Consider the following 13358-nt stretch of genomic DNA (forward strand, 5'->3'; position numbering starts at 1 on the left):
TCATGAGTTCATTTGATCAAACGATGAAATTTAATTTTCCAGAAGAATCAATGGAACAGGAAGTCAAGCAGGTAATGTTGAAAGTTCATTCTTCGTTAGAGGAAAAGGGATATAACCCTATCAATCAGATTGTTGGTTACTTACTTTCTGGTGATCCGGCGTATATTCCTCGCCATCAGGATGCTCGTAATTTAATTCGCAAGCTTGAGCGTGACGAAATTCTAGAAGAGCTTGTTAAATTTTATATCAAAAAGAATAACGAGGACTAGAAATGAGAATTATGGGATTAGACGTTGGGTCGAAAACCGTTGGAGTGGCTGTCAGTGATGCACTCGGTTGGACTGCCCAAGGTATTGAAACCGTAAAAATTGATGAGGCTAACGGCGAGTTCGGCATTGACCGTATCGCTGAGCTAGTAAAGGAATATGCAATAACACAATTTGTTGTAGGATTTCCGAAAAACATGAATAATACGGTTGGACCGCGTGGAGAGGCTTCTGAAAACTATAAAAAGTTATTGGAAGAAACGTTCTCACTACCGGTTACATTATGGGATGAACGTTTAACAACGATGGCAGCAGAACGTATGCTAATCGAAGCAGATGTGAGTCGCAAAAAGCGCAAGCAAGTCATTGATAAAATGGCAGCTGTGATGATTTTACAAGGCTATTTGGATAGCAAAAATTAATTGATGAGGTGACTATACATGGCAAACGAGCATAACCATGAAGAAGAATTACACGTTCAACACATTACAGTGATTGATGAAAACGGAAATGAACAGCTTTGTGAAGTGATTCACGTACATGAATCTCCAGAGTTTGGAAAATCATACGTATTTTACTCAATGGTAGGCGCAGAAGAAGATGAAGATGGCTCAGTTGAAATTTTCGTTTCTTCATTCGTACCATCTGATAACGGTGAAGATGGGGAACTAACACCTATCGAAACTGAAGCAGAATGGGATATGGTAGAAGACGTATTAAACGCTTTAGAAGATGAATACGAAGACTAATCTTCTTTCTTAAAGCTTGGAACAAGGATCGCAGCTTGCAGTCCTTGTTCCTTTTTTATTGAAAGTATTTATAGAGGCAACAAATTTCTAGAAAAATGATTATACAGTGGTTAAAGGAACTTTTTGGTAAATAACAAAAAACTGTCAGAAGGAGCAATTCGAATGAATGAGGAAACGCAAGAATTTATGATGATCGATGAAAATGGGAAGGAACAACATTGTCATGTAGTCTTTACATTTGATGCAGCGGATAAATCCTATGTGCTATTCTCCATGCTAGATGCTAATGGTGAAGAAATTCCAGGCGATCTTTCAGCCATGACTTTCGATTATGACGATAACAATGGCGAGATGACAAATCTCCAGCCTGTCAAAACGGATGCAGAATGGGAAATGATTAATGAGGTGGTATTAACACTCCTAGATGAATTTGAAGAAGAACCACAGCTTATTACCGTGATAAATGAAGATGGAACGGATCAAGTTTGTGAGGTTATTCATACTTTTACATCTGAGCAATTTGGTAAATCGTATGTATTATATGTGCCTGCGACAGATGAACCAATGGATGAACGTGAAATTTTCGCATCTCAATACCTGGCTGGCAATGACGGTTCTATCGAAGAATTATTACCCATTGAAACAGATGAGGAATGGGTGTACGTTGAAGATATATTAAACGAACTGTAAGAACTCTGAGTGGTTAGGGGCCACTCGGAGTTTTTTTGTTTTAGATAGAGAAGGAACTATTACAGTCTGTTATTATTGCAAAATGTTTATATTTATGCGATCCAAAAGCCTATAAGATACTAGCGAATTAGAAACAAACGATAGGAAGATACTGAAGCGTAAAAATTTTTAGCGAGCCAATCAGCCAGCAAAAATAGCTGGTTGATTTTTTATATATGCAAATTCTCCTGAATTGTCGATTTCTGTTTGTCGTGATAGTTGATTTCTAGTATGATATTGGATAGTGATAGGGGGGGAACCCGTGAATAACGGTACTAAAAAACAAGAAATGTTTTCAAAAATGCAGGAAAAAAAATCAGAGGTAAAAATCGTGAGAAAAATCGTTGCTATTGTGGCAATTGTTTTTGTCCTCGTAATAGGGATTGTCGGTTTATTTGGGTACAATTATGTTAAAGGTGCTTTAAAACCATTGGATCCTGATGCGACAAAAACAATTGCAGTAGAAGTACCAATCGGCTCTAGCTTGAGTTCAATTTCAACATTATTAGAGAAAAAAGGTGTTATTAAAGATGCGCGTGTTTTTAAATACTATGCAAAATTTAAAAACGAATCTCAATTCCAAGCAGGTAATTACGATTTAACGCAAGCAATGACATTTGATGAACTCATCGAAAGCTTAAAAACAGGGAAGGTATACCGAAAACCTGTCTTTACGATGACGATCCCCGAAGGCTTAACCATTGAGCAAATTGGGAAAGTGATTGAAAAGAAAACGCCATATTCACAAAAAGAATTTATGGATTTAGTAACGAGTGACACATTTGTTCAACAAATGATGGCTAACTATCCTGAACTAGTAACAGATGCAGTGTTAGCTGAAAATATTCGCTATGATTTAGAAGGCTATTTATATCCAGCTACTTACTCGTACTATGAGGAAAAGCCATCTCTAGAAGCAATTGTTGAAGAGATGATCGCGGCTATGAACAAAGTGGTGAAAAATTATAGTGATGTTTTAGTGGAAAAACAAATGTCCGTTCACCAGCTGTTAACATTTGCCTCATTATTAGAAGAAGAAGCTACGGCTCAAACAGATCGAGAAACAATAGCAAGTGTCTTCTATAATCGTATTGATGAAGGGATGCCACTACAAACAGACCCAACTGTTTTATATGCACTTGGCGATCATAAAGATCGTGTGCTGTATGAAGACTTAGAAGTAGATAATGCCTATAATACTTACAAAAATAAAGGTTTACCACCAGGCCCAATTGCAGGTGCTGGAAAGACTTCTATTGAGGCGACATTGAACCCTAGTCAAACAGATTATTTCTATTTCTTAGCAGATAAAGAGGGTGTCAACCACTTCTCGAAAACATATGATGAACATTTACAGAAAATAGCGAAATATTTACAAAAAGAAGAATAGACGTATGTGAAGAGAAAATTGCATAGAACAAACATAGAAAGTAGAAGGAAAGAAAAATAGCTTTCCTTCTATTTTCATGCTATTATAAAGTGTGATTTTTGATCAATCCGTTATTCGGGACAAATATACGTGGTGGCAATTGTTTTGAGCATGTAAAAAACAATTGCTCATTTTTGTATGGCAAAGTACCAAGACATCACGTTTGGTCTTTTTCTTTTTGTTGATAAATGATGAAGTACGGACAACGTCTACATGCACGTTGCCATTTAATTGAGGGTGGAACAATGGAATTATCAGATGCATATATACAATCATTTATACAGCCACGTAATGAATTGCTTTTAGAAATGGAAGCATATGCGGAGGAGAATCATGTACCGATTATGCAGCTTGCAGGTATTGATGCATTAAATCAATTGTTGCGCATTCAAAATCCGCAAAAAATTTTAGAAATTGGCACGGCAATTGGATATTCTGCTATTCGGATGGCAGAAGCTTTGCCAAATGTCCAGATCGTTACGATTGAACGCGATATAGAGCGTGTGACAAAAGCAAAGGCCTATATTGAACGGTCAACCGTATCTAATCGAATTAGGGTCATTGAAGGCGACGCTTTAGAGGTAGACGATAAGGCCATTGACACAGAGTTTGATGCAGTATTTATCGATGCCGCAAAGGGACAATATCAGCGCTTCTTTGAAAAGTACGCTCCCCTCGTGAAATCAGGTGGAGTCTTGTATATCGACAATATGTATATGCATGGCTTGTCAGATTTAGATTTGAAGGATGTTCCACGTCGTAAACGTACAATGATCCGCAATTTAAAAAACTTCACAGAATGGATAATGCAGCACCCGGATTATACCAGTGCTTTTTTACCAGTAGGTGACGGTTTATTACTATGTTTGAAGAGGTGACTACTATGAAAAAACCAGAATTGCTTGTGACACCACAATCATTAGAACATATTAAAGCACTTTTAGAAGCTGGAGCAGATGCTTTTGTTATTGGTGAACAACAATTTGGTCTACGTCTAGCAGGAGAATTCTCAGTAGATGAAGTGGAAGAGGCAACGAAGCTCATTCACGCAGCTGGTAAAAAAGTTTATGTTGCAGTGAATGCCCTTTTCCATAATGAAAAGCTGGAGGCACTTGCCGACTATTTAAAAGACATGCAACGTATTGGTGTGGATCGTTTAATTTATGGCGACCCAGCAGTATTAATTATTCGTCGTGAGCAAGGCGTAACGATTCCATTGCATTGGAATCCGGAGACGACTGCAACAAACTGGTTTACGGCTAATTACTGGGGAAAACGCGGTGCGACTCGTGCAGTGTTAGCACGTGAGCTTTCTCTTGATGAGGTATTAGAAATTAAAGAAAGTGCGGAATTAGAAATTGAAGTACAAGTACATGGTATGACATGTATGTTCCAATCAAAACGCCCGCTACTTGGCCATTATTTCTTATATCAAGATAAAGTGATGGAAATTGAAAATCGTAAAGATAATCGAAACATGTTCCTACATGATGATGAGCGCAATAATAAATATCCAATTTATGAAGATGTAAACGGTACGCATATTTTTAGTCCTAATGACATGTGTGTTATTGATGAGCTTGGCGAATTATTCGAAGGCGGCATCGATGCCCTAAAAATTGAGGGTGTGCTACAAACCCCAGAGTATGTCGTAACTGTGACGGAGGCCTATCGCAAGGCCATCGATGCATATTTTGACGAATCCGAAGAAGCATATGATGACATAAAAGATGAATTATTAGCAAAAATTGAAGATATTCAACCAGCCATTAGACCATTAGATACAGGCTTTATCTTCAAGGAAACGGTTTACTAAGAGGGGGGCAATAACATGGCATTAGCGTTAGAACAAAATGACAAAATCCGTGACATTGTCGACGGTAAACGTGTCATTACAAAAAAACCAGAGCTACTTGCCCCAGCGGGTAGCTTAGAAAAATTAAAAGTAGCTGTGCATTACGGTGCAGATGCTGTATTTATTGGTGGACAAGAGTTTGGTCTACGTTCCAATGCAGATAATTTCTCTATTGAAGAAATGCGTGAGGGTGTAGAGTTTGCTAATCGATATGGTGCGAAAATTTATGTAACAACAAATATATTTGCACATAATGAAAATATGGAAGGCTTGGAGCGATATTTAAAAGATATTGAGTCGGCAGGTGTTACAGGTATCATCGTAGCAGATCCACTAATTATTGAAACATGCCGCACAGCGGCTCCTAAGCTTGAAATTCACCTTTCTACACAGCAGTCATTGTCCAACTGGAAGGCAGTGCAGTACTGGAAGGAAGAAGGCTTACATCGTGTTGTGTTAGCACGTGAAGTAGGCGGAGAAGAAATGAAATTGATGAAGGAAAAAGTCGATATTGAAATCGAGGCCTTTGTTCATGGCGCTATGTGTATTGCTTATTCGGGCCGTTGCGTATTATCTAACCATATGACTGCTCGTGACTCTAACCGTGGTGGTTGTTGCCAATCTTGTCGTTGGGATTACGATTTATATGAATTAGAAGATGGGGAAGAAAAAGCACTGTTTGATGATACTCATGCACCTTTTGCTATGAGCCCAAAAGATTTGAAGTTAATTGAAGCGATTCCACATATGATCGAGCTCGGTATTGATTCTTTAAAAGTGGAAGGTCGTATGAAATCGATTCACTATGTAGCAACAGTTGTATCCGTATACCGCAAAGTTATCGATGCTTATTGCGCAGATCCAGATAATTTTAAAATTAAACGTGAATGGCTAGAGGAGCTAGATAAATGTGCAAACCGTGATACGGCTGAAGCATTCTTCCATGATGCACCTGGCTCAGAGGAGCAAATGTTTGGTATACATGGCCGAAAAACTACATTTGAATTTGCTGGTTTAATTTTAGAACATGATCCAGAAACAAAAATGGTCACTATGCAGCAACGAAATTATTTTAAACCTGGTGACGAAGTAGAGTTCTTTGGCCCAGAAATTGAGAATTTCCGTCTGACAATGGGAGAAATTTGGGATGAAGATGGCAATAGCCTAGATGCAGCACGTCATCCATTACAAATTGTTAAATTTAAATGTGACACACCATTAATGCCGCATAACATGATGCGAAAGGAGAATAACTAATGGAAGTGAAGCGTCCTGTTGTTATCGGTATAGCAGGTGGCTCATGCTCAGGAAAAACGAGTGTGACGCGCGCCATCTATGATGTTTTCCGAGAGCATTCAGTTGTTGTGATTGAACAAGACTTTTATTATAAAGATCAAAGTCATTTAACATTTGAAGAGCGATTAGGAACAAACTATGATCATCCGTTAGCATTCGATAATGATTTATTAATACAGCACATAAAAAAACTTTTAGTACGTCAACCAATCGAAAAACCGGTTTATGATTACGTGCAGCATACTAGAGCAGCAGAAGTAATCCATGTTGAACCGGTAGATGTTATTATTCTAGAAGGGATTCTCGTGCTAGAGGATGCTGATTTACGTGATTTAATGGATATTAAATTATTTGTAGATACCGATTCTGATTTACGAATCATTCGTCGTATCATGCGTGATATTAAAGAACGTGGACGTACTACAGATTCAGTCATTGATCAGTACTTATCAGCGGTTCGACCAATGCATAATTTATTCATTGAACCTACAAAACGTTATGCTGATATCATTATTCCTGAAGGTGGGGATAATGAGGTTGCCATCGATTTAATGGTAACGAAAATTAAAACTATTCTTGAAACCGACAACGTATTGTAATAAGATAGAGTGGTATTGACAATATTTACATGCATATTTTAAAAAGGCATGCATACTATTAGGTCAAAGCGTATTTGAAAAACGTTTAAAAATAATAAAATTCGATTAAATGCACCTTGCAAGCATTTAATCGAGTTTTATGTTTTTATATTGAAGAAACAAGGAGTGAAGGACTTTGGCAAATGAAAAACAGTACCCTATGACAGCTGAGGGAAAACGTAAATTAGAAGAAGAATTAGTGAAATTAGAAACAGAAACACGTAAAGAAATCGTGGAACGTATAAAAATAGCTCGTGATTTTGGTGATCTTTCTGAGAACGCTGAATACGATTCAGCAAAAGAAGAACAAGCCTTTTTAGAAGGGCGTATTTCAACTTTAAAATCAATGATCCGTAATGCAGTGATTATTTCTGAGGATGAAACTGATAACAGCGTTGTATCACTTGGGAAAACGGTTACATTTGTAGAAATTATTAATGGGAAACCATCAACTGAAGAAGAATCTTATACAATTGTAGGTTCGGCTGAAGCAGATCCAATGGAATTCCGTATTTCCAACGAATCACCAATTGCCAAGGGCTTACTTGGCCGTGCTGAAGGCGAAGAAGTAGCCGTTCAAACTCCTGGTGGTGAAATGAAAGTTAAGATTGTTTCAATTAAATAAAATGTAAGTGGACAAGCAGTTGGTCTTTCTAATTTAGAGAGGCTAGCTGCTTTTATTTTTCGAGCTGAAGTGCCACGAAGTAAATTAATGAGTATAATTATTTTGCAAGTACTGCCGAACTTGATAGAATATTTGCTAGAGAGGGGGAGGAAATATGAGTGAACGACAAACTCGTAGTAGTCGTCATTTGCAGCCATCTCGTAATAAAAAGCTAGATAAACTATTGAATGTTTTAATTGGTGTAGTGGTTGTACTAATTATTATCACAGCAACTTATGTGTTTAAATGGCAAGATGATGCAGAACAAACAGTGAAAGATGAACCAGCTCAAGAGGAAAAAGACGACAACAAAGAAGTAGATAAAGAGCCTGTGAAAGAGGATGAAAAGGATTTGGCTGTAGAGGAAGATAAAGCTTCAGAGGAAGAGGATGTATCAGAGCCTGAAGAAATGCAGCAGGATCAAGGTACACCAGAAGAATCCACTTCAGATAATCCAAACGTAGAGAAAGTTATAACAAATAAAAATTGGCAGCCAACAGCTACTACTCAAACAGGCCAACATGTGTCTTCCTACGATTCTTCATCAGTAGACTGGTCTGAAAAGGTAGCAACTGTTTCTGGTGTAACGGGTATCGACCAAGACAATATGATTATTTGGCGTATGCAAAATAATGGTGGTCCTAATTCTTCAATAGCCACAGTGTCAACAAAAGATAAATCACAGATGTACCGTGTAAGTATGGAATGGGTGGACAATGAAGGATGGTTACCTGTAAAGCTTGAGCAGCTGAATACTTTAGAAGGCGCCTATTGACGAAAATCACACTTTTGATTATTTTTAATAGAGTTGATAAAGAAGGGAAGTAACATTACATGAAAATTGCAGTAATTGGGGCAATGGAAGAGGAAGTAGAATTACTACGAGCATCTTTAAACAATGCACAACGTACAACAATAGCAGGCAGTGAATATACAACAGGAACCTATGAAGGCAAGGAAGTTGTGTTATTAAAAAGTGGTATTGGTAAAGTCAATGCAGCTATGTCCACTACCATTCTTTTGCATGAGTTTAAGCCGGATGTTGTTATTAATACAGGCTCTGCTGGTGGTTATGATGAAGCCCTTGAGGTGGGAGCTGTAGTCATTTCCGATGAAGTTCGTCACCATGATGTGGATGTCACAATTTTTGGTTATGAAATTGGACAAATGGCTGGTATGCCAGCAGCTTATAAATCAGATGAACGATTAATGAAAGTAGCTGAGGAAGCTGTTAAGGCAGTTGGAGAGCATCAATATGGGATTGGTTTAATTTGCTCTGGGGATGCATTTATGAATGATCCTGAGCGTGTAGAAGCTGTTCGTCATCATTTCCCTCAAATGAAGGCGGTAGAAATGGAAGCGGCTGCGGTTGCACAAGTTTGTTATCAATTTGCCACACCTTTTGTAGTAATTCGTGCTTTATCAGATATAGCAGGAAAAGAGTCGAATATTAGCTTTGATGAGTTTTTACCAGTTGCTGCAAAACATTCGACACAAGTTGTCTTAAAAGCAATTGCCTCACTTTAATACACAAAACGGTCAAAATGTGTTATTGCTTATGTGAGAAAAATCACAGTGAATGAATGGTATAAATGCTACACTAGCTGTAATAAATCTCTTCATAATAGAATGGGAGGCATTCATGATGCTCGTATTAACAGTAGGTGTAGTGATTATCACTACTTTAATAGGTACATTGATTACGGCAGAACTTTCAGAATCAGCACATTCATAGAGTTTAAAAAGTTCCTTTGCGACATTAGCTATGTCGCAAAGGAACTTTTTTATGCCATAGAATCGGCACATTCTCCGGCAAACATGCATTGAATTTTTCTAGTGAACATTTTACAATATATTACTCAATTGACTTTTGGTCTCGTTTGTATAATTGATAGAGTTTAATGAGTGCCCGTTTTTCAATCCGAGATACATAGCTTCGAGAAATATTTAGCCGAGCTGCAATTTCCTTTTGCGTAAGGGCATCTTGTTGATTTAATCCATAGCGAAGCGTCACAATTTCTAGTTCGCGTTCATCAAGCATATGCAAATAATGATATAGCTGTGCCACATGTTCTTTATGTTCGATTTTCTCGGTTGCACTTTCTTCATCACATTGGAGTAAATCTCGAATTTGAAGCGCATTGCCATCTTTATCTGTTCCGATCGGCTCAAATAAGGAAACGTCTTTCTGCACTTTTTTCTGTGTGCGTAGATGCATTAAAATTTCATTTTCAATACATCGAGCTGCATATGTGGCAAGTCTTGTTTTTTTGTCCGGGGTATAGCTTTCTACCGCCTTCATTAGCCCGATTGTCCCAATGGAAATATAATCATCAAGTTGTTCATGTTTTGGATGGAATTTTTTTACGACGTGCGCGACGAGCCTCATATTGCGTTCTATTAGGTCCAGGCGTGCTTGCTCATCGCCACCTAAAAATCGTTCAATACAAGCAGCTTCCTCTTCTTTTGAAAAGGGTTTATGGAATGTTTGCCCCTTTAAGTAGCCAAGTAACGCTGGGATCTCAAGCCATAACTGCAACATTGATGTAAAAATTCCGCTCATTGAATGATTTCATCCTTTCCCCATTTTTCGACAGTATATGTTTCAAAGCTGTGGGAAATGAAAAAAGTGCAACAGCAATTGTGCTGTTACACTTTTTTTAACGTAAATGTACTAATCATGAGTAAAGCTAAAATTGGGAAAAGGAAAAGATAAAAGGCCGGATGGAACGTAGTGGCTACAAAATACGTTAAAGTTAAGAACGTACCAGCAGCTGTAATAGGTAAACCTGTGAAATAGCCATTTGCTTCACTAATATTAAAGCGGGCTAATCGCATCGCACCACAAACGATAAACAGGACGGCCATCATCATGCCGGCAAAACCAAAATCAACTAGAACAACTTCGTACATTAATAATGCAGGCGCCACGCCAAATGATATAATATCACTCATAGAATCTAATTGTTTACCTAACTCAGACACTTGTCCGAGTGCTCTAGCTACCTTACCATCATAGCGATCAAGAAGAGCTGCAATAAAGATAAACAAGACACTATAGCTATAGTATTCATGTAAAGTGGCCATAATAGCCGCGCCTCCAAAGGACATATTACTAATTGTAATGAAGTTAGCTGCGTGCGATTTCATTTTCTTAACCGTGGTATCCACCAACTTGTGATAAAAAAACAAGGGGGATCACTCCTTTGCACTTAAGATATTGTACCATTATACTTCGAATGCGAAAAAATTGACAGTCTAAATTAATGGATAGGGGTTTTACTGATGAAAGAAAAACTATATCAACGCTTGATAGAACTAACGAATGGTAAGCAGTCCTCTCACCTTTTGCAAGCTATTGCGAAAGCCAAGTGGAGTAAACGTATAATTCCAAGCTACATGAAGTTATACGATATAAACCTTGAAGAAGTTTCAAAAAAACAACAACAATTTGCAAGTTTACACGATTTTTTTACAAGAGAGCTTTTACAAGATGCACGCCCGATTGAAAAAAATCCGATGGTGTATGTAAGTCCTGTAGATGCCAAGGTAGAATCCTTTGGAAGAATTGAATGGGATATGACATTTCTTGTAAAGGGTAAGCCCTATGCACTAGAAGATTTACTTGGTAATTCGGAGCGAGCTGCCAACTATGCAGACGGCCATTTTATTGTTTTTTATTTAAGCCCTGCTGATTATCATCGTATTCACAGTCCAATTGATGGAGAAGTACTAAGACAGTATACGCTTGGTCAGAAATCTTATCCTGTGAATCAAATAGGCCTTACATACGGTAAAAAGCCAATTTCCCACAATTACCGTTTAGTAACAGAGTTGAAAACAGCCCATAATCAGCAAGTGGCGTTTATAAAAGTGGGGGCGACCTTCGTAAATTCAATAGTGCTCACAAACAGGACAATAAACTGGTATAAAGGGCAGGAAGTTGGCTATTTCTCCTTTGGTTCGACAGTGGTAATGCTGTTTGAAAAGGATGCGATTGAGTTTACGGAAAATGTTGTACAGGGCAACCCAATTCGAATGGGTGAAGCCTTTGCAAATATGCTATAATGGTCGAATAATACGTTAAGATTAGGGGTCGCTATTTTGTATAATTTTTTATTACCAAACGAATTTGTGACGAATATTTTCGAAATTACACCTGAAAAACTTCAAGAATTAGGGATAAGAGGGATCATTACCGATCTAGATAATACCCTTGTGGAATGGGATCGTGAGGATGCAACAGAAGAACTAATCATTTGGCTGCGCATCATGAAGGAATCCGGTATTCGTGTTATTATTGCGTCGAATAACAAGGAGGCACGTGTTAAACGTTTCGCAGAGCCTTTAGGTATTCCATACATTCATAAGGCAAAAAAACCATTGCGAAATGCTTTTTATAATGCCCTTATTCAATTAGGCTTACGCCCTAATGAAGTAGTAATGGTAGGGGATCAGCTCCTTACAGATGTAATGGGTGCGAATCGCTTAGGCTTGCATACCGTGCTAGTCAAACCTGTCGCACAATCTGATGGGTTAGTAACAAAATTGAATCGATTCATTGAACGTCGAGTGTTTAATGATTTGAAACGAAAAGGAATTATAACTTGGGAGGAACAAGAATGATTGAAATGCCAAATTGTATTGGCTGTGGTACAACAATTCAAACAGAAGATAAAACAGCAGTTGGGTATGCACCCCCATCATCACTAGAAAAGGATGTGGTCATTTGCCAACGTTGCTTCCGTTTGAAAAATTACAATGAAATTCAACCAGTGTCATTAACAGATGACGACTTTTTACGTATTTTAAATGGCCTTGGTACACAGCAAGGCTTAATCGTGAAAATTGTTGATATTTTTGATTTTAATGGAAGCTGGCTACCTGGCCTACACCGTTTTGTAGGGAAGAATCCTGTGCTGTTGATAGCTAATAAAGCTGATTTATTACCGAAATCGGTGAAACCGAAAAAAGTTATTAATTGGTTAAAACGTGAAGCAAAAGCGTTGGGACTTCAGCCTGTTGATGTGTTGTTAGTAAGTGCACATAAAGGTAAGGGAATGGCTGAAGCAATGGAAGCCATTGATGAATATCGCCAAGGACAAAATGTCTATGTGGTGGGCTGTACCAATGTCGGAAAATCCACATTCATCAACCGCATTATTAAGCAGGCAACAGGGGAAGGTGAAGTTATTACTACATCCCATTTCCCAGGTACTACTTTAGATATGATTGAAATTCCTTTGGATGATGGAAGTGCATTATTTGATACGCCTGGTATTATTAATCATCACCAAATGGCCCATCATATTGATTCAAGTGAATTAAAATATATTATGCCAAAAAAAGAAATCAAGCCGAAGGTCTACCAACAAAATGCGGGACAAACCTTGTTTATTGGGGCATTGGCAAGATTTGATTTTATTCAAGGGGACCGTTCTGCCTTTACAATCCATGTGGCAAATGACTTACCAATTCACCGAACTAAGCTTGAGAAGGCAGATACGCTGTATACAGAACATAAGGGAGACCTTTTGGCACCGCCAACTGCGGAGTTTATTGACCAACTTCCGCCTTTAGTTCGTCATGAGTTCTCCATTAAAGAAGCTAAAACTGATGTTGTATTTTCTGGACTAGGCTGGATTACTGTACAGCATGCCAATGTCGTAGTAGCAGCATACGCGCCTAAAGGTGTACAAGTTTCGATACGTCCATCACTTATATAGAGGGTG

At 38.1% G+C, this 13358-nt stretch carries 17 protein-coding genes; 15 read left to right on the plus strand and 2 right to left on the minus strand.

The genetic code is table 11. From position 1 onward, the window contains the following. Positions 1-2 precede the first annotated feature (2 nt). The 12 genes from ACOZBY_RS06905 (at position 3) to mtnN (ending at position 9153) form a co-directional block, all read left to right on the plus strand. The gene (locus tag ACOZBY_RS06905; protein WP_004226839.1) at positions 3-269 is read left to right on the plus strand and encodes an IreB family regulatory phosphoprotein; all 267 of its coding nucleotides are present in this window, start codon (positions 3-5) and stop codon (positions 267-269) included. 2 nt (positions 270-271) lie between these two features. Further along, positions 272-688 carry a Holliday junction resolvase RuvX gene (gene ruvX / locus ACOZBY_RS06910; protein ID WP_031419242.1) on the plus strand — a complete coding sequence of 139 codons (417 nt, stop codon included), beginning with the start codon at positions 272-274 and terminating at the stop codon, positions 686-688. An 18-nt stretch (positions 689-706) separates the two neighbouring features. Next, positions 707-1015, plus strand: coding sequence for a DUF1292 domain-containing protein (locus tag ACOZBY_RS06915; protein WP_012295391.1), 309 nt, complete (start codon positions 707-709; stop codon positions 1013-1015). Positions 1016-1177: 162 nt separating this feature from the next. Further along, complete coding sequence (locus tag ACOZBY_RS06920) at positions 1178-1705, plus strand: DUF1292 domain-containing protein (protein ID WP_031419240.1); 528 nt, start codon at positions 1178-1180, stop codon at positions 1703-1705. Positions 1706-2006: 301 nt separating this feature from the next. Then, positions 2007-3134 (plus strand): endolytic transglycosylase MltG, encoded by a 1128-nt coding sequence (mltG, locus tag ACOZBY_RS06925; protein ID WP_031419239.1) that lies wholly within the window; start codon positions 2007-2009, stop codon positions 3132-3134. 284 nt (positions 3135-3418) lie between these two features. Then, positions 3419-4051: an O-methyltransferase gene (locus tag ACOZBY_RS06930; protein ID WP_031419237.1), complete on the plus strand. Its 633-nt coding sequence runs from the start codon at positions 3419-3421 to the stop codon at positions 4049-4051. A gap of 5 nt (positions 4052-4056) precedes the next feature. Next, on the plus strand, positions 4057-4989 hold the full coding sequence (locus ACOZBY_RS06935) for a peptidase U32 family protein (RefSeq protein ID WP_036162215.1): 933 nt from the start codon (positions 4057-4059) through the stop codon (positions 4987-4989). A gap of 15 nt (positions 4990-5004) precedes the next feature. Further along, positions 5005-6285 (plus strand): peptidase U32 family protein, encoded by a 1281-nt coding sequence (locus ACOZBY_RS06940; RefSeq protein WP_012295386.1) that lies wholly within the window; start codon positions 5005-5007, stop codon positions 6283-6285. Then, entirely contained in the window at positions 6285-6923 is a 639-nt protein-coding gene (udk, locus tag ACOZBY_RS06945) for a uridine kinase (RefSeq protein WP_008180943.1), read from the plus strand. The genes ACOZBY_RS06940 and udk overlap by 1 nt, the downstream gene beginning before the upstream one ends. A 175-nt stretch (positions 6924-7098) precedes the next feature. Beyond that, positions 7099-7587 carry a transcription elongation factor GreA gene (gene greA, locus ACOZBY_RS06950; RefSeq protein WP_031419233.1) on the plus strand — a complete coding sequence of 163 codons (489 nt, stop codon included), beginning with the start codon at positions 7099-7101 and terminating at the stop codon, positions 7585-7587. Positions 7588-7741: 154 nt separating this feature from the next. Continuing rightward, positions 7742-8401: a YrrS family protein gene (locus ACOZBY_RS06955; protein ID WP_197149847.1), complete on the plus strand. Its 660-nt coding sequence runs from the start codon at positions 7742-7744 to the stop codon at positions 8399-8401. A 59-nt stretch (positions 8402-8460) separates the two neighbouring features. After that, a complete protein-coding gene (gene mtnN / locus ACOZBY_RS06960) occupies positions 8461-9153 on the plus strand; it encodes a 5'-methylthioadenosine/S-adenosylhomocysteine nucleosidase (RefSeq protein ID WP_012295382.1) in 693 nt (230 codons plus the stop codon). 328 nt (positions 9154-9481) lie between these two features. Here mtnN and sigK read toward each other — a convergent pair whose 3' ends face one another. Together sigK and pssA are read right to left on the minus strand one after the other, a co-directional pair. Next, the gene (gene sigK, locus ACOZBY_RS06965) at positions 9482-10189 is read right to left on the minus strand and encodes an RNA polymerase sporulation sigma factor SigK (RefSeq protein WP_008180932.1); all 708 of its coding nucleotides are present in this window, start codon (positions 10187-10189) and stop codon (positions 9482-9484) included. A gap of 86 nt (positions 10190-10275) precedes the next feature. Further along, entirely contained in the window at positions 10276-10776 is a 501-nt protein-coding gene (gene pssA / locus ACOZBY_RS06970; protein ID WP_051563351.1) for a CDP-diacylglycerol--serine O-phosphatidyltransferase, read from the minus strand. 135 nt (positions 10777-10911) lie between these two features. Between pssA and ACOZBY_RS06975 the strand changes: the two genes are divergently transcribed. Genes ACOZBY_RS06975 through yqeH form a run of 3 tightly spaced genes read left to right on the plus strand, consistent with a single transcriptional unit; the run spans position 10912 to position 13352 of the window. Continuing rightward, complete coding sequence (locus ACOZBY_RS06975) at positions 10912-11694, plus strand: phosphatidylserine decarboxylase (protein WP_031419229.1); 783 nt, start codon at positions 10912-10914, stop codon at positions 11692-11694. A 36-nt stretch (positions 11695-11730) separates the two neighbouring features. Continuing rightward, complete coding sequence (locus tag ACOZBY_RS06980) at positions 11731-12252, plus strand: YqeG family HAD IIIA-type phosphatase (RefSeq protein ID WP_008180927.1); 522 nt, start codon at positions 11731-11733, stop codon at positions 12250-12252. Further along, entirely contained in the window at positions 12249-13352 is a 1104-nt protein-coding gene (gene yqeH / locus ACOZBY_RS06985) for a ribosome biogenesis GTPase YqeH (protein ID WP_012295377.1), read from the plus strand. Before ACOZBY_RS06980 ends, yqeH begins: the two co-directional genes overlap by 4 nt. Positions 13353-13358: the final 6 nt, after the last annotated feature.

Source organism: Lysinibacillus sp. NPDC056220, assembly GCF_049315265.1.
Lineage (GTDB): Bacteria > Bacillota > Bacilli > Bacillales_A > Planococcaceae > Lysinibacillus > Lysinibacillus pinottii.